The organism is Hamadaea sp. NPDC050747 (assembly GCF_040654195.1).
GTDB lineage: Bacteria > Actinomycetota > Actinomycetes > Mycobacteriales > Micromonosporaceae > Hamadaea.
In genome coordinates, this window is the sequence record NZ_JBFAHM010000012.1 from 329839 (window position 1) to 348246 (window position 18408).

Consider the following 18408-nt stretch of genomic DNA (forward strand, 5'->3'; position numbering starts at 1 on the left):
GCGGCTCAGCTCTGGAGCATGACGCGGTCGAGCACTGGAACGAAACCCAGGTCTCGGTAGCGGCGGGCCGCCGCCTCGTCTCCGGCGGCCGCGAAGACGAGCGCATCGTGGGCGACCTCCCGAGCCGCTGCATACGGCGGCGAAGACGGCTTCACCGTGCTGGTCGTCGTGCGTACGCAGGAAGTCGCCCGCGGCGGCGAGGAAGACGTCGATGTCGGTCGTCGTGGACCAGGTCATCGCGCAAACGTATCCCGCGCGTGGTCGCCGGTCATTGTCGTTGTCGGACGGCCTGGTTTCCGGACGGCGTGGTTGCCGATCGGTGGCGTTGTCGGACGGTGTCGTTAGGGTCGGCCGGTGGGAATCCTGACCGATTACTTCGCCGCCACGCCGGCTGAGGCGGCGGCCTGCCAGGAGCACGGTCCGCTGCCGACCGACCTGCCGCAGCTGGCGGCGAAATGGGTGGAGCCGACGATCCTGCTGGGCCAATTGTGGGCGGCCGTCGACGGCGTCAAGTACAACCAGCGCAGGCACCGCGGCGACGAGGAGATGCTGGAGCCGTCCGATGAGGAGGGTCCGTGGGTCATCCGGATCCGGGAGGAGTGCCGGGCCGCGATCGCGGGCATCCCCGACGAGCGGATTCCCGAGCTGGCCGCGAAGTGGAGCGAGGCCGAGGAGTGGATGAGGCCCGAGCCGGACTGGCTCGCGAAGCTCATCCCGGAGTTGCGGGTGGTGGCTCGGGCCGGGATCGGTGACCGCGCGATGTATGTCTGGATCTGCCTCTGACGGCGTCAGCGCCGGAACCTACCCGGTGCGGCAGGCGGGCGGGCGCGACATCCTCGAACTGTGGGTGCCCGCCGAGGAACTGGACGAGTTCAACGAGCACATCGTCGGGTTCATCGAGGTGGTCCACGAGTTCCGGCCGTGATCACGTTCGCGCGGTAACGCGTCGGCGCTGGATCAGGGATCTCGGCCGAATCATGCGGCATGATTCGACCGAGATCCCTGATCCGCCGGCCAAGAGCGCAACCTCAACCTAAGTTCAGGTCGATGCTACGGTCGGTGACATGCCCAGGGCGCATACCCCTTCGCACGAACTCACCGTCGGCCAGGTCGCCGAGCGTAGCGGCGTGGCCGTCTCGGCGCTGCACTTCTACGAGCGCAAGGGCCTCATCAGCAGTACGCGGTCGGCCACCAACCAGCGCCGCTACAGCCGGGACACGCTGCGCCGGGTGGCCTTCATCCGAGCATCCCAGAACGTCGGCATCTCGTTGACGGCGATCCGGGCGGCGCTGGACGAGCTGCCCAGCGAACGCACCCCGACCCGCGAGGACTGGGAGCGGCTGTCCAGCGGCTGGCGAGCCGTCCTCGACGAGCGCATCGCCCAGCTCCAGGCGTTGCGCGACGACCTCACCGACTGCATCGGCTGTGGCTGCCTGTCGCTGCGGGCGTGCCACCTGACCAATCCACGCGACGTGCTGGGCGGCGACGGACCAGGGCCGCGCCGGTTGCTGCGTACGCGAGCCTGACCGTCAGGGCCGCCAGTCCTCGGCCAGCAACCCGAGCAGCACCTCGTCCAGGAACTCGCCGAGCACCCAGGCTGACTTGCGCAGTACGCCCTCGCGGACGAACCCGTTGCGCTCTGCGGAGCGCAGCATCGCGGTGTTGTCGGCCAGCGTCTCGATCTGCAGCCGGTGCAGGCCGCGTACGACGAAGCCGTAGTGGCAGAGCACGGCGACCACGTCGGTGCCGTATCCCTGGCCGCGGGCGGACGGCAGCAAGCCCAGCCCGATGTGCGCCGACCGGTGGTGGGTGTCGATGCCCCACAGGGTCGCTGCGCCGACCAGGCTGCCGCCGGCCAGTTCGACCACGGAGAACGGAACATGCCCGGGCTCCTGGCCGTCCGCCACGAGCCGGGGATCCTTCGACGTGGGCGACATCGGCCGCCACGGCCCACTGTCCGCACGTGCGGCGTTCACCACATCGTTGAACAGCTCGGTCCGCAGAACCGGGATGTCCTCCTCATGCCGGGCGCGGAGCCCGACCTTGCTGCCCGTCAACATGTGATCTTCCTACCCAACCGGGCGCATCCCGGCAAACCAATTGCGCCGCGCGGCGGTCGAGGTCGGCGTGGTCGATCTTGCCATTGGGCAGCTGTGGCAGCTCGTCGAGGATGATCAACCGCAGTGGGAGGGCGGCGGCCGGCAGCGCGTCGAGCAGGTGCCGGCGGACGGCGCGGCGGTCGACCTCGCCGCCGAGATGAGTGGCGACGACGTAGCCGACCAGCCGTCCGTCCGCCACGCCTACGGCGGCGTACGCGATCCCGGGCGCGCCGGTGAGCGCGTGCTCGACCTCGGCCCGCTCGATCCGCATCCCGCCGAGTTTCAGCTGGTCGTCGCCGCGCCCGTGGTACAGCAGAGCACCGTCGGCACGGTGGGTCACCAGGTCGCCGGTCCGGTAGAACGCGTGGCCGTCGAGGGTGGTGCGCGGGACGGTGTCCGGTTCGGCCAGACCGGGACCGTGCACGTGCAGTACGCCGTCGGCGAGGGCGACGCGCGTACCGGGGATGGGGTGGCCGATCGGCACTGAGCGTTCCCCGGCGTCCTCCGGTATGCACTCGTGGACCGTGCACCAGACGGTGCATTCGGTCGGGCCGTACTCGTTGAACATCCGGGTGCCGGGCAACTGGGCGAAATGGTCACCGACCAGGCTGGGCGGACAGGCCTCGCCCGCGACGACGACGGTACGCAGGCTTCGCAGGTCGTCGGCGAGCCCACCGCGCAGCGCGACCGCGTAGAGGGAGGGCACGAGCAGCAGATGCGTCGGCCGGTACGCGCGAGCCGTGCGGCCGAGCGCGACGAGGTCACCCGGCCGGACGCTCGGGATGAGGATGGTGCCGCCGCAGGCGAGCGTCCAGTAGATCCCCGCGACCGAGCTGTCGAACGAGATCGACGAGCACAACAGGAAGCCGCCCACCGGGTCCCGGTAGTACCGGAGCCGGGCCGCCGTCGAGTACGCCAGCGCCGCGGCCGAAATCGTGACCGGCTTCGGCGTACCGGTGGAGCCGCTGGTGAAGCAGGTGTAGGCCAGCCGTCCGGGCCGGGCGGCTCGCCGGGTGGGCGGCGAGGTCAGGTCGATCGCGGCCAGCTCCGGTCGCACCGGGGAGAGCCCCGGTTCGGTGAGGACGACGCGCGCCCCGGCGGCGTCGGCGTACTGGCGCTGGCGGCTCGCCGGGAATGCCGCGTCGACCGGCACGTAACACGCGCCCGCACGTAATGCGCCGAGCATGCCGACGATCGCCCACCGGGACAGGCGCGTGTGCAGGAGCACGGGCTCGCCCTCGGTCACTCCGGCGTCGACGAGCGCCGCCGCCGTCCGGGCGCTGAGGTCCGCCAGCTCGGCGTAGGTCAGCTGCCCGTCCTGGTCGCGGACCGCGACGGCGTCGCCGAACAGGTGCGGCTCGATCAGATTCAGGATGTGATCGGGCCACATCAGGCGGCTCCGGTGAACGACGGCAGCCGCCGCAGGTACGCCGAGACCAGCTCGCCGACGCGGTCAGCCGAGTACGCCCCCACGTCGTAGGTCACGATCCCGGAGCCGCCGGGGTGCAGCGTGAACAGCAGCGGGCAGCCGAGGACGACCGACGGCGGCGTCTCCGGCCCGGCCGGTCTCGCCGTCCACAGTGGCTGGACGATCGGCGGGGTCATCGGGGGCCGCGCGACGAACCGGAAGGCTGGGGCGGCTCGCGTACCGGCCAGGACGGCCAGCAACTCCGGCACCTCGCCCAGCACCGGGACGAGCGGGATGTCATCCGCGTACGCCTGACGGCAGGCCGCGTCGACCCGCCGGGCCAGCTCCGGTGGATCGTCGGAGGTGGGCATCGGCACCCGCATGGTCAGCACGTTGAGCAGGAAGCCGACGGTGTCCCACTCCGACGGGATGCGGCCCGGGGTGATGACCGGCAGCAGCGCCTCGGCCTGCAGCCCGGCCGGATACAGCGTCGCCGCGTACGCCGAGAGCAGCACCGTGAACGGCGTGCTGCGCGCCCGCCGGGCGCTGCTCACCACTGCCTGCCAGAGACCGTCGCCGAGCCGGAAGGGCAGTTCGGCGTACGCGCCGGTGACCGGGCCGCAGCCGGGGCGGTCGACCGCGCCGATCCCGGCCAGCCGCGTACGCCACGAGGGCAGCACCTCCGCGATGCGCCGCTGCCATTGAGGTGAGCGGTCGTCGGCCGCGATCTCGGCGTACTGCATGACCTTGGGGGAGAGCCGGTCACCCCGCAACCGTGCGTGATACGCGGTGGCGACATCCCGGACGATCACGGCGACCGACCACGGATCGGCGGCGCTGTGGTGCGCGGCCAGGTCGAGCCGATCGCCGGCGAGCCGAGCCCGCAGCGCGGGCAGGTCGCCCGCCGGAAAGGGATCGGCGTAGCCGTCCAGGCTGACCGGACCCGGCGGCTCCACCCGGCTGCCGCCGGGCTCCCGGACGCTCCGCAGCGCCTCGTGCCGTGCGACCACGTCGCCGAGCGCCAGCCGCAGCGGCTCGGCCTCGATCACGCCGGTGATCCGGAAGGACTGCTCGACGACGAACCGGTCGCCGGTGGTGCGGCCCGGAGCGTGCCGCTCGACGAGATCGAGCAGCTCCTGGGCATAGGTGAGCGGGATCATGCGGCGCCTCCGCGCAGCCGGACCACGACGGGCAGGTGTTTGAACCCGGCGAGGAACGCCGAGCGGACTCGGCTCGGCGGACCGGCCGGTTCGACGTCGGTCACCTCGGCGAGGAACCGGCCGAAGAGCAGACGCAGCGTGCGGCGGGCGATGTGCGAGCCGACGCAGTAGTGCCGCCCGCTGCCGAAGGCGAGGTGGCGGTTGGGCCGCCGCTCTGGCCGGAACCGGTCCGGGGCCTCGAACACCTCCGGGTCGCGGTTGGCCGCGGCCAGCCACGCGACCACGGGTTGGCCGGCCTCGACGTCCCGGTTTCCGACCCGGACCGGGTGCCGGGCGTGCCGGACGAAATGCATGCCGGGCGTGGCGAAGCGCAACGCCTCCTCGACTCCGCTGTCCAGCGACCGCGGCCGCTCCGCCCACTCCCGATAGGCGCCGGTCTCGGCCAGGTGACAGAGCGTGGCGGCGGGCACGCACGGCAGCGTCACGGCCGCGCCGAGCAGCAGGCTGTACGCGTTCGCGACGACCGAGCCGACCGGCAGCGGAGCCCCCTCGAACCGCATCGTGGCCAGGATGCTGAGCAGATCGGCACCGGGCCGGCGAAGGCGGTCGCGGACCAGGTCGGCGAAGTACGCGAACAGCTCTCGATGCCCCCGCTGGAGTGTCGCGGCGACGCCGTCGGGCAGCTGGACGTCGGGATCGTCCTCCGCCGCGCACATCGCTGCCAGCTCCGCCAGGCGCGCCCAGTCCGACTCCGGTACGCCGAGCAGCGGACCGACGGCGGCCAGCGGCAGCAGCCGGAACACCCCGGCCAGGTCGATCACGGAGCCGGCCGACCGCCGTACCGGTTCCAGGACGGCGTCCACGGCTTCGTCCACAGCGGACAGATGAAGGTCGACGGCGCGGGCGTTCAGCGCCTGCTGCACCGGTGCCCGCATCCGGTCGTGCCGGGGCGGATCGGTCGCGGCGAGCTGCCGTCCGGCCGCGGGATCCGGGCGGCCCAGCAGGTTGAGGAGCGTACCGCGTTCGCTGGTGAACGCCTCGTAGTCCGAGAGTACGCGGTTGACGTCGGCGTACCGGGTCACCGACCAGAAGCCCGGCCGGTCGCCGGAAGGCGCCTGCCAATGCACCGGATCCTCCTCCCGCAACGCGTGGAACACCCGGTGCGCGTCGCCGGAGGCGTACAGGCCGGGATCGGCGAGATCGACGAGCGTGGTCACGCCGACGCCAGCTCGGCGACGATGGCGGCGGCGAGTTCGGCCACGGTCGGACTGAGGAACAACGTCCACGTCGGCACCTCGACGCCGAACAGCTGGTCGATCGCCAGCTGCAGCTCGGCGGCCAGCAGCGAGTCCCCGCCCAGCTCGAAGAAGTCGTCGTGGATCCCGATCGGCTCGACCTCCAGGCGAGCGGCCCACAGGTCGGCCAGCTGCTGTTCGACGGCGTCCCGGGGCGCGGCGTACTCGGTGCTCAGGTCGAGGGCCTGGCGGTTCATCGGCGTACCTCCTGTGGGGTGGTGGCCGGCAACGCGGCCAGCGGAGTGTCCGGCGAGGTCACGAGCCGGTCGGCGGCCGAACGGAACCGCCCGGCGATCCGCTCGACGGTGTCCGCGTCGAACATCGCCGGGTCGTAGGTCACCCGGACGACGAAGGAGTCGTACGGCTCCATCACCCACAGGAAGTCCACCGGCATGACGGGTGTCTCCCGCACGACGTCGGGCGGCAGCGTCAGCCGTCGATAGTGGATGCTCGCGGCGGGGTCCTCGGCGCGGGGGATCGGACGGCACAGTTGCATCGGCGCGGGCACGACGTCCCGTGCGTCGAAGGCCGCCTCGGCCAGCTCCGGCAGCTCCTCCAGGACGCGGACGAGCGGCACGTCGTGCTGGAGCGCCTCGGTGTTGACCCGATGCACATGCGCGACCGCCTCCGCGACCGTCATCGCACCGGACAGGTCCAGCCGCAGCACGTGGCCGTTGAGGTAGAAGCCGATGCCGTCCCAGTCCCCGGCGCCCCGCCCGGCCGACAGCACCGGCACGGTGACGCGCGTCTGACCGGCGTGCCCCGCCATCGCGACGGCGTACGCCGTCAGCAGCAGAGTGAACTCGGTGGTCCGCAGCCGCCGGGCCTGCTCGCGCAGGCCCGCCACGACCGGATCCGGCAGGACGAACGTGTGCAGCGCCTTCTCCCGGCTGCCCGCCGTGCCGGGCGCCGGCCGGGGGCGGTCGGCCGGAATGCCGACCCGGCGTACGCCGGACAGCTGCTCGCGCCAGTAGGGCAGCGCCTCCAGAATCCGCTTCTCCCGGTCGGGCGCGGCCTCGGTCAGGGCGTGGTCTGCGTACTGGGGCACCGGTCCGCTGGGGGTGGCCATGCCGCGGAGGCGACGTTCGTACGCCGCGACGACATCCCGGATGGCGACCTGCATCGTCCAGCCGTCGGCGACCGTGCGGTGGATCATCAGGATCAACGCCGACACGGCCGGACCGAATCGGACGAGGTCGGCGGCGATCAGCGGAACCTGGTCGGGAGGTAGCGGCCGGGTCAGGGCTTCGGCGGTGATCCGGGCGGTGACGCGTACGCGTTCCTCCGCTGTGGACGCGGTGACGTCGTGGACGCGCAACGGGACCGGCGCGGGTTCGGCGACGCGCTGGAAGGGGAAGCCCTCGTCCCGGACGACCAGCGTACGCAGCCCCCCGTGCCGCACGACCAGCTCGTCGAGCGCCTCCTGCAGCAGCTCCGGCGTGACCGGGCCGGTCAGCTCATGCGCGCACCAGTTCACGAATCCGCCGCCGAAGACGCTGCCTCCGTCGTGGACGGCGAACGCGGCGAGCAGTTGCTGGGCATAGGACAGTGGTGCTTCGGCGGTCATGAGCGACTCCCAGTCGGTCTGCGTTCGGTGTTCGGACGCGGCACGTATGCGCTGGATCAGGGTTCTGGGCCGGATCCAGGTCCAAGATTCGACCCAGAACCCTGATCCAGCCGCCGAGACGAGCGCCCATAGCCAGAGCCCGTCAGGCGGCGAGAAGTCCACGGCTGGCGGCGAGGTAGTCGACGGTGGCCACGAACGCCTCCTCGAGCCGCCGGGTGGTGGGCGGTTCGGCCAGCGTGGTCGGAAACCCGGGTACGCCGTCGAACAACGAGGCCAGGGCCATCAGATTGGCGAACTTGCGGCGCTGCGGGGCGGGCAGCGGATCGATGTACGCCGGCCGGACGACCCGGTCGACGAGCGCGGGACGGACGAACCGCGGCGGGTGGACGGTCCGGCCCAGGGCCGGCGCCCGCTCGGCGACCAGTTCGACCATGCGCCCGATCGTGAGCGCGGCCGGTCCAGCGGTCAGCCAATGCTCACTGACGCCGGTGCCGCGTTCCGCGGCGAGCCCGAGCAGCGCATCGGCGACGACGTCGCGCGGCAGGGCGTCGATCGCGGCGTCCCGGGCGAACGGGAGCACCGGCAACAGGTTGCGGAGTACCGCATCCACGGTGGAGTGCAGGCCTTGGAACCGGCTCATCCGCCCGGTGCGGGCGTCACCCATGACGACCCCGATCCGGGCGATCGCTGCGGGCAGCCCCGCCGCGCGTACCAGCTCCTCGGCGGCCAGCTTCGTCTCCAGGTAGCACCGCGTCAGCGGGGCGGCGGTGTCCCGGCGTACGACGAAGGCGGTCGAGGCGAAGACGACCCGTGCCCCGGCGTCGGCGGCGAACTCGAGCACATGCCGGGTACCGGTCACGTTCAGCGCGCGGATCACCTCGTCGGGTGCGGTGAACTCGGTCGCCCCGGCACAGTGGACGACCGTGTCGACCTCGCTGGTGAGCCGGGCGTACTCGTCGCGAGCCAGACCGAGCCGGGATGCGGTGATGTCGCCTGTCACTGTCGCGGCGGCGACATCACCGCGGTGCACCAACGCGACGATCCGCGTGGCCGGCGCTCCGGCCGGGACCGTCCCCAGCACGGCCGCGCCCACAGCCCCGCTGCCCCCGGTCAGCAAAATCGTCATCGTCTGTGCACTCCCCGTTGTGGGGCCCGCCGGCCGGCGGAACCCGGCGGTCCCCGGGGTCGATTGTTAGCCGCGGCAGTTGATCGAGGTCAACGGCGAACGCGTTCGGCATCGTTCGAAGGCGTTCGAGGCCGACGTTCGCGCAGGTGAGAGGGGTGCGGCCGATCAGAGGCGGTCGACGGCGAACACCTGCGCCGGATCGTCGGCCGAGCACGCCGCGAAGACCACCGCTCGCTGGCCGGCCTCTGGGCGTACCGCGAGGCACTGCCCGAGTTCGACGTTGCGGAGCAGGTGCCCGCCGCCCGCCGGGATCGCCGTGAAGAGCTGGTGCTTGACGTCCGTGCAATAGCCGTCGGACGGCCGATCACTGTCCGAGACCGGGTCGACGCCCATGCAGCCCGGCCCGAACTCGGGATGGTCGGTGCGGAAGCGGAACGCCTCGCCCCCGGCGGGCTCCGTCGACAACGCCGGATACGCCTGCTCGCACGGCTCGATGAACAGGTAGCCGCTGCTGCCGGCGTGCTCGCTCAGGCAGCCGGGGCCGCTCATCGGGCGTACCCGCACCGCTGCGGGCGAGGCCGGGACCGGGGCCACGGTTTCGGGCGCACGGTCCGTGGCCCACCAGGCGACGCCCGCGCCGAGCGCGACGACCACAGCCAGCATCGACCACAGGGGTACGCGAGCCCGCAGCCACCGCCGTCGGTTACGTGGTTCCGCCGTTTCCGGCACGGCTGTCGTCCCCGCGGACGCCGTCTCGTCCGGCTCCTTTTCGTCCGGGTCCGTCGGGCCGGCCGATGGTTCGTCCGTAGTGGACGGTGCGCCGAGGACGATCTGCCGGCGCGCGCCGAGCCAGCGAGCGAGCTCGTCTCGGCTGCAACCGCACGCCAGGAGCATCGCGGTGACGACCTCCGGCCGGGGCATCGTGTCCCGGTTGAGCGCCGTCGCGAGCGTGCTGATGGGCAGCGCGACGCCGTGCGCACGGGCGCGTTGCGCGATCTGCCGATAGCTCAGCTCCGAGCTGAGCCGGACGCGGCGCAACAACTCCACGAACTCGGCGGCGGTGGTGGCGGAGGCAGGGTCGATTCCGGGCTCGGGCATCCCCATCGACACGGAGCGGCCGGTGGCCTATTCGGCGCGGGAGACGACGGTGCCCGGCCGGATCCGGTCGTCCAGCTCGAGGTCGACGGCGATGGTGGTCGTCCCGGGCGCGCTGTGCAGTTCGATCGACCGCACCACGCCGCCGACCGGCGGCTGGCCGGGGCCGGCGATGGTCAGCTGGTCGCCGATGTTCAGCGGTTCGCCGTCGAGCCGCCCGGTCACCAGGAGCCAGGGGCGCCCGGTCAGCTTGAACGTCCGCTCGACGGTGAGCTGCGAACTCATCGGGTGTTCCTCCTCCAGGTGTCGACGAAGGCGTCCTCCGCGGCGTACGCCTCGTCCTCCAGCGGCCCTGTCATGGACGATACCCGGCCGTCCTCGTACTGCTTCACGTGCACGCTCTCGTGGCCGAGGGTCCGCACGAGGGTCTCCTCGTCCTGGAACGCGGCCGGGCCGAGCTGGACGCCCATGTCGTCAGTCCGCGCGACGGCTCCCTGATAGTCCAGGTACGCGATGTCGTCCGGCGCCTCGACGATGTCGACGGGCTTGCCGCGCATGTCCACTCCGGCCAGTCGGGAGTAGTGGTCGACCGTCTCCGGCGTACGCGGCAGACCGACGCCCTGCTCCATGACCTCACGGTTGCTCAGCGCGCCGGAGCGGGAGTGGAGTCCCGGGTGCGCGTGGACGGGCGGGCGTGCCGCCCGGGAGACCGACGGCAGCCGGTCGCCCTTCTTGATGATCTTCGCCAGTGGCCGCATCAACCCCTGAGCGGCCTCACCGGCGAGCTTGCCGACAGATCGCTTCGATCCCATGAGCCCTCCCGTGTCCCCCATGCTCGGATCGTCCCCAGCCAAGGTATTGGCTGTGTCGATGGACGGCAATCGGCTGACCGTCGCCTGTGGATGAACACGCCGAAGGCCGCCGACATCGCCAGGCCGACGTCGACGGCCGGATCTCCCCAGGTGTCAGGGTGTTACACCCGCCGCCACAGGGCGGGCGTGTTCGGCGGCTCCCAGCCCGGCAGCGAGGTGTGCGCGATCTGACAGACGTAGCTCAGACCGGCATAGGTGACCTGCGCGCCGAGCGCGTACGCCACATAGGGCGCCCAGGTGCCGCCGGTGGGCGGGGTGGGGCTGGTGGTCTTCGTGGGGGTGGGCGACGGCGACGGCGGCGTGCCCTGGATGTTGAGGACGAAGTCGAAGGTGGCCTGCCGGCCCGAGCCGACGATCTGCACGTTCATCAGCAGCGCGGGATCGAACAGGGTGTCCGTCGAATTGCGGGGCTCGTTCGGGAAGTACAGCTGGGTGGTCAGGATCGGCCGGCCCGGCGCCTGCACCTTGACATGGATGTGCCGGGTACGCCCCGGGTACAGCCCCGGCACGATGCTGGTCAGGGTGAACTTGCCCTGGGTGTCGGTGAGCTGGTGACCCCGGAAACGGTTGCCCGCGTTGTCGTAGTTGCCGCCGTTGTCGGCCTGCCAGAAGTCCAGCAGCGCCCCGGCGATCGGCTGGCAGGCCAGCCCGACGACGTAGCCCGTCAGGGTCAGCGCGGTGCCCGGTCCGTCGGCGATCGAGGTGCGCAGCGGCGACCCCGGCTTGAAGTAGGGGCCCTCGATCTGCGGCGGCGTCAGATCGTCGTCGTCACAGGACTCGGGCGTGGCCGCCAGCGGCTGGCCGGAGGGCGTACGCGCCAGCGCCGGCACCCCGGCCAGCAGCGGCACGGCGGGCGCGATCATGGCCGCGCGCAGCAGGGTCTTGCGGGACACGCCGTTGGCCCGGGACTCCTCGGTACGCGGTTCTTCTTCGTCGCTCATGACTTCTCCGTTCGTGGGGAAGGGACCGGGGACGGCGGCTTCTGGCCCGCCGTCCCCGGCGGTATCAGCAGGCGCCCTGGTCGGACCAGACCGCCCAGGAACCGGGCGCGCCCGGCTCGGCACCGGTCGACCACCAGGTCGACTTCCACCGGTGGCCGTTGTAGGACACCTGGTCGTCCGGCGCATACGGGGTGGCGGCGTTCCACTCCGGCAGGCCGCCGCAGCCGCCGCCACTGCCGCTGACGGTCAGCGTGAAGGTCGCGCTGTGCGTCGCCGACGCGCCGACACCGGTCACGGTCAGGGTGTAGGTGCCCGCCGTCGCTCCGGCCGCCACCGCGACGGTCAGCGTCGCGCTGTTGCCCGAGGTCACCGTGGTGGGGCTCACCGAGGCGGTGACGCCGGTGGGCGCGCCCGACACCGACAGGGCGACCGATTGAGCGCTGCCCGACGTGGTCGTCGTCGAGACCTTGGGGCTGGTCGACGCGCCCGGTGCCACGGTGGCCGACGTCGGCGACAGGCTGACGGAGAAGTCGTCGCCGGTCGGCTGGGTCGTCACCGTCACGGTGTAGGAGGCGGTGTGCGACCCGCTGGCCGCACTGCCGTTGACCGTGACCGTGGCCGATCCGGTCGCCGCCGAGGCGCTCGCCGACAAGGTGAGCGTGCTGGACCCGCCGGAGGTGACGGTCGCCGGGCTGAACGTCGCGGTCACGCCGGACGGCAGGCCGCTGGCGGACAGCGTGACCGATTGGGCGCTGCCGGCGGTCGTCGCGGTCGAGACGGTGGTGGTCACGCTCGCTCCACGCTGGACGGTGCCGCTGGTCGGGCTCACCGCCACCGAGAAGTCGTTGGTGGCCGTCGAGCACTGCGCCTCACCGCTCTGCGCGGGCACGCTGACGGCGTCCCACGCCGCCTTGACCGTGCGGCACTCCTGCGAGCCGGCGCCGAACAGGTTGACCGCCGCGCGCAGCGTCGCGGTACGCACGTTGACGTAACGCCAGCTCGATGTCTTCAGGTTCAGCGCGCCCAGGTAGATCTGGCCGGCCTTCTGGATGCCGATGCCGGTGACCGAGCCGCCGTTGCAGGTCGGGCTCGACGGGTTGCCGCCGCCCCCGGCCGAGCCGATCGCGGTCAGGTAGAACCAGTGGTTGTTCGGCCCGGCCGCCGAGTGCACCTCGGTGTTCGGGATCGCCGAGGAGTAGCAGTTCGGGTCGCCCAGCGCCTGCGGGTTGTACATGTTGCGGATCGGGCCGCTGCCGGTGAGGTTGACCTCCTCGCCGACCAGGAAGTCCGGCGGGTCGTTCGGGTTGTTGGCGTACGCCTCGGTCAGCGCGCCGAAGATGTCCCCTGTGGACTCGTTGAGGCCGCCGTTCTCGTTGCCGGAGCCGGCGCCGCCCGGGGTCGTCTGGAAGATCGCGTGGCCGAACTCGTGCGCCACGACGTCCATCGAGGTGGCCTGCCCGGTGTTCGACTGGTTGTGGCCGAAGTTGGTGTAGCTGCCGTTCCAGTACGCGTTGACCTCGTTCAGCCCGACCCGGGCGGGGAAGCCGCCGCCGTTGCCGTTGATGCCGTTGCGGCCGAGCCAGGCGCCGAGCATGTCCCACTCGCGCTGGACGGCGTACAGGGCGTCGACGCAGGCGGTCTCCAGGCTGGTGCCGGTCCCGTTGCCCCACGAGTCGTCGGTCCCGGTGTACGCGCCACCGCTCTGGCCGCCGCACTGCAGGCCCGGCCGGGTGTTGTCGGTCATCGAGTACGAGCCGCCGGAGCCGCTGGTGCTCAGGGTCACCTGGCCGTTGTAGTAGCCGTTGCCGCTGCCTTCCCGGACGTCGTCCCGGAGATCGAGGACGTGGGCGTCGGCGGCGTCGACGACGACGTGCAGCCGGCTCGGCGCGTTCGCGCGTACGCCTTCCAGCACGACCTCGTAGGCCAGCCGATCGCCGCTCGGGGCGGCGAAGACGACCAGCCGGGCGGCGGTCGCCCGCTCGATCTTGCTGAGCTGCTTTCGTGCGACAGCCGTCGCCCGGCCCGCCGAGATCGCCGGCGTGACCGACGCGAGGCGTACGCCCCGGCCGAGCGCGGAGGCGGTGTCCCGGACGGTGCCGGCCTGGTCGGTCACGACGACGGCGTCGCCGCCGAGCACCGGCAGGCCGCGGAAGCTGCGTTCGTAGGAGACGTACTGGAATCCACCGGACCCGGCGACGACGTCGCGGCGTACGAAGGATTCGTTCGGACCCTTGGCCAGCGCGTCGAGGCCGCCGTCGGCGACCCGGTCGGCGGCCCGCGCGGCGAGCGCGCTCGCCTGAGCCGCTGACGGCGCGGCCGCCGGCGGTGTCTCCGGTCTGGCACTGGCGAGCGAGACACCTGGCATCACCAGGGCCAGACCCGCCACCGCGGCGGTGGCCGCGAGGGTGATCCGGAGTCGGATGGGCTTCACGGGGTTGTTCTCCTTTGTGGGGGTGGGGGGCGCCGGCCTGGGCGCTGGTGGACGCCCAGGCCGGCAGGGGGAGGAAACCGTGAGGTCTCTAGCAGGCGCCGCGGTCGGCCCAGGCGGACCAGGAACCGGGAGCGCCGGGTTCGGCTCCGGTGGACCACCACGTCGACTCCCAGCGACGGCCGTTGTAGGACACGTCGTCACCGGGGGCGTACGCCGTCGTGGCGCTCCAGCCGGGCAGGCCGCCGCAGCCCTGCGGCGGAGTCGTCGGCCCACCGGTGGGCCCGGTGGTCGGCGTGCTGGTGGGCGGGGTGCTGCCGCTGACGGTCAGCGTGAGTCCGTACGCCTGGAGGATTTCGTTGACCGGCTGGAAGTACGTCGTGCCGCCGGAGGAGCAGTCGCCCGAACCGCCGGAGGTCACGCCCTGCGCCTGGTCACCGGCGATGAGCGAGCCGCCCGAGTCGCCCGGTTCGGCGCAGACGTTGGTGCGGATGAGCCCCGTGACCGTCCCCTGGGAGTAGGTCACGGAGGAGTTGAGGGCGTTGATGGTGCCGCAATGCCACCCGGTCGTCGAGCCCGATCGGCAGACCGACGCGCCGACCCCGGCCGCCTGCGATCCGGCGACCGGCACCGTGCCCGGATAGCGGTTGACCAGCGCCCGCGAGGTGTTGCCGGCGGCGGTGCGCACCCAGGAGTAGTCGTTGCCGGGGAAGCTCGATCCGGCGAACGTGCCACTGGGCTGCGTCGTCGTGGCGCCCGTCGTGCCGCAGTGCCCGGCCGACACGAAGCCGCCCGTCACCGCGAACCCGACCGAGCACCGGGTGCCCGCGCCGATGTAGTACGCGTTGCCGCCGATGACGTCGATCAGCGGCCGCGGCTGCTCCACACTGGACTCGAAGCGTACGGAGCCCGACGGCACGCCGCTCGCCGCCGCCCAGGACCGAGCCGCGGCCAGGCCGCCGTCGCGGTAGAGCACGACGACGCGGTTGGTGCGCACATCGGCGTACCAGCCGGGAATCTGCCGGGGTGCCGACGCCGCGTGACCGTCGAGCCGCCCGCTGGCGGCGAGCAGTTGCGCCTCGCTGCGGTCGACCACGACCGGGACGGCCCCGTCCGCCCGGACGCGAGCGCCCTCGGCGGCGCTCGTCACCGCGACCGTCAGCACCGAGGCGTCGTCGTTGAGATACGCCCCGCCGAACCGATCACCGAGGCCGTGGCGCAGGCGCTCCTCCGTACGCGCGAACGCCGCCTGCCGGCCCAGGCGGGCCAGCGCCTGGTCGGGACTGACACCCAGGGTGCGGGCCAGTTCCTCGACCATGCCGCGGTCGGCGGCGACCGGCACGGTCGCGGGTGCGACCGAACCGGCGGAGGCCGCCGACGTGATCACCATGGCGGCGGCCACCGCGGCCACGGCGATCAGACATGTTGTCAGCTTGGATCTGTTGACCATTCCTGGAATCTAGGAATGAAACTGATAACTTTATATTTCCAAATTGGTTATAGTCTTAACGATAAGACGGCGTGAACACCACGGTCCACGGCCGGGGCGCCGTGACCGGCTCGATCTGTGCCGCGGGGGACGGGCCGGCCAGCGTCTCCGCCGCGATCCGGCCGAACCGTTCGGCCGCCGGATGCGGCGACTGTGCCGGCCAGGCCGCCGACACCGTACGCCGCAGCGGGCTTCCCTCCAGGGCACGCCAGACGACGCGCGGTTCCCGGCGGGCGGCCGACTCCGGCTCGATCGCGACCCCTCGGCCCGCCAGAACCAGACCGAGCAGGAACTCCGGGTTGCTCGCGTGGCGTACGCGGTTGGGGATGAAGCCGTTGTCCCGGCACACTTCCAGCACGTGATCGTGCCAGCCCGGCGCGGTCGCCCGCGGTGGCAGGACGAGATCCTGACCGGCCAGATCAGACAGCCGGACCGCGCCGAGCCGGGCCAGCGGCGACAACCGCGGCACCAGTACGCCCAACGCCACCGTGACCGGCGGGCCGAACCGCAGATCCGGCGCGTCGACCGGATGACTGATCAGGCCTACGTCGAGCCGGGCCTCGGCCAGCAGCCGAATCTGTTCGCCCGTCGTCAGCTCCTGCAGGTCGACGTCGAGCCCCGGCGCCTGTGCGCTCAGCTCACGCAGCAACGCCTGCAACGTCGCGGCCGGGGTGTCCGGCTGCACTCCGGCGCGCAGCGTACCGAGGTGGCCGTCGCGGGCCAGCCGCATCAGCGACCGCAGCCGCTCCTCCCCGGCGAGCAGCGTACGCGCCTCGTCGAGGAGCAGCCGTCCGGCCGCGGTCAGCTCGATTCGGCGGCGCGACCGGTCGAACAGTTCGACCGCCAGCTCCCGTTCCAGCCGCTGGATCGACTGGCTGAGCGGCGGCTGGGCGATGCCCAGCCGGTCGGCGGCCCGGCCGAAGTGCATCTCCTCCGCGGTCACCACGAAGTACCGCAGATGCCGGAAGAGATCCATTCCCCGACAATACGTCGGTGGAGATCTTCGACAACCTCGGCGTGGACGCCTGGCTGCACGCGGTCGACCTCGGCACCGGCCGCGAGATCGGGTCCGGCTCCGACGACCAGGTGGTGATCGCGTCGGTCGTCAAGATTCTGCTGGTCCTGGAGTTCGCCCGGCAGGTCGCGCAAGGGCAGCTCGATCCGGCCGAACGAGTCGTCGTCCGGGCCGCCGACCGGCTCGGCGGCTGGGGCACCGCCGGCTGTGCGGACGACGTCGAGCTGTCGCTGCGCGATCTGGCGTACTTCGCCATGTCTGTCAGCGACAACACCGCCGCCGACCTCCTCGCCCGGCGGGTCGGCCCGGACCTGCTGCCGGTGCTCGCGGCCGAACTCGGCCTGACCCGCACGCACATCATCGGCAGCCCGCGCCAGGTCCTCGAATCCGTTTTCGCCGACGTGGGCGCGAACGACGCCGACGAGTTCGCGCGTGTCTTCCGCGACCTGCCCGACGATCAGATCCGCGCGTTGCGCGTCTACGATCCCGCCCGGACCAACTCCAGCACGCCTCGCGAGCTGACCCGGCTGCTGACCCTGATCTGGCAAGACCGGGCCGGACCGCCGGTGGCCTGCGCGATGGTCCGTGACTGGATGTCCCGGCAGCTGTCGCGCACCCGCCTGCCGTCCGGCTTCCCGCCCTCGGTCCAGGTCGCGGGCAAGACCGGCACGCTGCCCGGCCTGCATCTGGAGGCGGGTGTCGTCGAATACCCCGACGGCGGTCGCTACGCGGTCGCGATCGGCGCCCGCACCCGGCGGCCCGACACGCGCGGCATCGACGTGGACCTGGCGATCGGTCAGGCCGCGCGCGCGGCCGTGGATACGTTGCGCGCGCTGTGATCAAGGCCTCATCTGCTCGTACGCACAACGCCCCGTCGCTGGGCCGATACGCGTACGGATATCGCGACCGCGATCCGATCGTCTTGGACCGCGCCGGAACGGCGGTGTTTGCCTGGGTCATGACTTCTTCGCAGGAAACGCCGCTCGGCCGCCGCCGGTTCATCGGCGCCGCCGCCCTCGTCGGCACCGGGGCCGCCCTGGCCGGCGCCGCCGCTCCGGCCGCAACCGCCGCCCCGTCGCCCCTCCGCCGCGCCGCCGGCGCTACCGGAGCCGCGGGCGCTTCGGGTGCTTCGGCGAAGGCGACCTTCCGCTGGCTGGGCACCTCCGGCTGGCGGATCGACATCGGGGACAAGACGGTGCTGGTGGACCCGTATCTCAGCCGCTACTCGACGGGCCTGTTCGACGGGCACTTCGATCCGGCGACTCCGCTGACCGTGGACGAGGGGCGGATCGGCGACCACCCCGGCACTCCGGAGACCATCCTCGCCACCCACACGCACTGGGACCACTACAACGACGTCCCGCACATCGCCCAAGGGTCCGGCGCGCGGGTGTTCGGCACCTTGACGGCGTACCACCTCGGGCTGGCGTACCAGCTTCCGGCGGGGCAGCTGAGCCCGGTCAAGGGCGGTGAGGTGATGGACTTCGGTGCGTACACGGTGGAGGTCGTGAGTTCGTTGCACAGCCGGAACGGCTCCTACTCCCTGGCCTTCCCCGGCGTACGCGTGGCGGTGCCGCCCCGGCCGCAGACAGTGCAGGACCTGCCGGAAGGCGACACTCTCGCCTACCAGGTGAGCGTCGCGGGCGGCCCGAAGGTGTTCTTCATGGGCGCCAGCGACTTCGCCGAGCGAAACCTCACCGGGCTCGCCCCAGACGTGGCGATGATCGCCGTGCCGGCCACCGACGTGACCCACGCCTACGTGCCCCGGCTGCTGGCGGCCCTGGACCATCCGGCAGTCGTCGTCCCGGTGCACTGGGACGACTTCGAGACGCCTTTGCAGAACCCGCCCTCGGTCAGCCCGAGCGACCGCAAGCGGCTGGACCTCTTCGTCGCGAGCCCGAGCCCGGCCGCCG

General features: G+C 72.1%; 19 protein-coding genes and 1 pseudogene. 5 read left to right on the plus strand and 15 right to left on the minus strand.

The annotated features are described in order from the left end of the window. Window positions 1-5 precede the first annotated feature (5 nt). The gene (locus AB0H43_RS28705) at window positions 6-155 is read right to left on the minus strand and encodes a hypothetical protein (RefSeq protein WP_360004326.1); all 150 of its coding nucleotides are present in this window, start codon (window positions 153-155) and stop codon (window positions 6-8) included. Between the two features lie 199 nt (window positions 156-354). Between AB0H43_RS28705 and AB0H43_RS28710 the strand changes: the two genes are divergently transcribed. The 3 genes and pseudogenes from AB0H43_RS28710 (at window position 355) to soxR (ending at window position 1526) form a co-directional block, all read left to right on the plus strand. Beyond that, complete coding sequence (locus AB0H43_RS28710; RefSeq protein WP_360004328.1) at window positions 355-783, plus strand: hypothetical protein; 429 nt, start codon at window positions 355-357, stop codon at window positions 781-783. A 19-nt stretch (window positions 784-802) separates the two neighbouring features. Beyond that, window positions 803-925: pseudogene (locus tag AB0H43_RS28715) on the plus strand (ADP-ribosylation/crystallin J1); the annotation flags it as partial. Window positions 926-1064: 139 nt separating this feature from the next. Next, window positions 1065-1526: a redox-sensitive transcriptional activator SoxR gene (gene soxR / locus AB0H43_RS28720; RefSeq protein WP_360004330.1), complete on the plus strand. Its 462-nt coding sequence runs from the start codon at window positions 1065-1067 to the stop codon at window positions 1524-1526. A gap of 3 nt (window positions 1527-1529) precedes the next feature. Here soxR and AB0H43_RS28725 read toward each other — a convergent pair whose 3' ends face one another. The 14 genes from AB0H43_RS28725 to AB0H43_RS28790 all read right to left on the minus strand — a co-directional run bounded on the left by AB0H43_RS28725 (window position 1530) and on the right by AB0H43_RS28790 (window position 16456). After that, window positions 1530-2060, minus strand: coding sequence for a GNAT family protein (locus tag AB0H43_RS28725; RefSeq protein WP_360004332.1), 531 nt, complete (start codon window positions 2058-2060; stop codon window positions 1530-1532). After that, complete coding sequence (locus AB0H43_RS28730; protein WP_360004334.1) at window positions 2020-3489, minus strand: AMP-binding protein; 1470 nt, start codon at window positions 3487-3489, stop codon at window positions 2020-2022. The genes AB0H43_RS28725 and AB0H43_RS28730 overlap by 41 nt, the downstream gene beginning before the upstream one ends. Beyond that, window positions 3489-4667, minus strand: coding sequence for a condensation domain-containing protein (locus AB0H43_RS28735; protein ID WP_360004335.1), 1179 nt, complete (start codon window positions 4665-4667; stop codon window positions 3489-3491). Before AB0H43_RS28735 ends, AB0H43_RS28730 begins: the two co-directional genes overlap by 1 nt. Then, complete coding sequence (locus AB0H43_RS28740; RefSeq protein ID WP_360004337.1) at window positions 4664-5884, minus strand: cytochrome P450; 1221 nt, start codon at window positions 5882-5884, stop codon at window positions 4664-4666. Before AB0H43_RS28740 ends, AB0H43_RS28735 begins: the two co-directional genes overlap by 4 nt. After that, window positions 5881-6159, minus strand: coding sequence for a phosphopantetheine-binding protein (locus AB0H43_RS28745; protein WP_360004339.1), 279 nt, complete (start codon window positions 6157-6159; stop codon window positions 5881-5883). The genes AB0H43_RS28740 and AB0H43_RS28745 overlap by 4 nt, the downstream gene beginning before the upstream one ends. After that, window positions 6156-7529: a condensation domain-containing protein gene (locus tag AB0H43_RS28750; RefSeq protein ID WP_360004341.1), complete on the minus strand. Its 1374-nt coding sequence runs from the start codon at window positions 7527-7529 to the stop codon at window positions 6156-6158. Before AB0H43_RS28750 ends, AB0H43_RS28745 begins: the two co-directional genes overlap by 4 nt. Before the next feature lie 142 nt (window positions 7530-7671). Beyond that, entirely contained in the window at window positions 7672-8655 is a 984-nt protein-coding gene (locus AB0H43_RS28755) for an SDR family oxidoreductase (RefSeq protein ID WP_360004343.1), read from the minus strand. A gap of 165 nt (window positions 8656-8820) precedes the next feature. After that, window positions 8821-9759: a helix-turn-helix transcriptional regulator gene (locus AB0H43_RS28760; protein ID WP_360004367.1), complete on the minus strand. Its 939-nt coding sequence runs from the start codon at window positions 9757-9759 to the stop codon at window positions 8821-8823. 21 nt (window positions 9760-9780) lie between these two features. Next, window positions 9781-10035 carry a hypothetical protein gene (locus AB0H43_RS28765; protein ID WP_360004345.1) on the minus strand — a complete coding sequence of 85 codons (255 nt, stop codon included), beginning with the start codon at window positions 10033-10035 and terminating at the stop codon, window positions 9781-9783. Beyond that, complete coding sequence (locus AB0H43_RS28770) at window positions 10032-10562, minus strand: hypothetical protein (protein WP_360004347.1); 531 nt, start codon at window positions 10560-10562, stop codon at window positions 10032-10034. The genes AB0H43_RS28765 and AB0H43_RS28770 overlap by 4 nt, the downstream gene beginning before the upstream one ends. A gap of 161 nt (window positions 10563-10723) precedes the next feature. Beyond that, window positions 10724-11563, minus strand: a complete 840-nt coding sequence (locus AB0H43_RS28775; protein ID WP_360004348.1) for a carbohydrate-binding protein — start codon at window positions 11561-11563, stop codon at window positions 10724-10726. A gap of 64 nt (window positions 11564-11627) precedes the next feature. Next, complete coding sequence (locus tag AB0H43_RS28780; RefSeq protein ID WP_360004350.1) at window positions 11628-13994, minus strand: M4 family metallopeptidase; 2367 nt, start codon at window positions 13992-13994, stop codon at window positions 11628-11630. Between the two features lie 88 nt (window positions 13995-14082). After that, window positions 14083-15441 (minus strand): alpha-lytic protease prodomain-containing protein, encoded by a 1359-nt coding sequence (locus AB0H43_RS28785; protein WP_360004352.1) that lies wholly within the window; start codon window positions 15439-15441, stop codon window positions 14083-14085. A gap of 55 nt (window positions 15442-15496) precedes the next feature. Then, complete coding sequence (locus AB0H43_RS28790; protein ID WP_360004354.1) at window positions 15497-16456, minus strand: LysR family transcriptional regulator; 960 nt, start codon at window positions 16454-16456, stop codon at window positions 15497-15499. A 17-nt stretch (window positions 16457-16473) separates the two neighbouring features. On the opposite strand from AB0H43_RS28790, the gene AB0H43_RS28795 reads away from it, so the two are divergent. Together AB0H43_RS28795 and AB0H43_RS28800 are read left to right on the plus strand one after the other, a co-directional pair. Then, window positions 16474-17334, plus strand: coding sequence for a serine hydrolase (locus tag AB0H43_RS28795; protein WP_360004356.1), 861 nt, complete (start codon window positions 16474-16476; stop codon window positions 17332-17334). Next, a partial coding sequence (locus AB0H43_RS28800; RefSeq protein WP_360004358.1) for an MBL fold metallo-hydrolase occupies window positions 17331-18408 on the plus strand: 1078 nt, incomplete at its 3' end. The genes AB0H43_RS28795 and AB0H43_RS28800, both read left to right, overlap by 4 nt.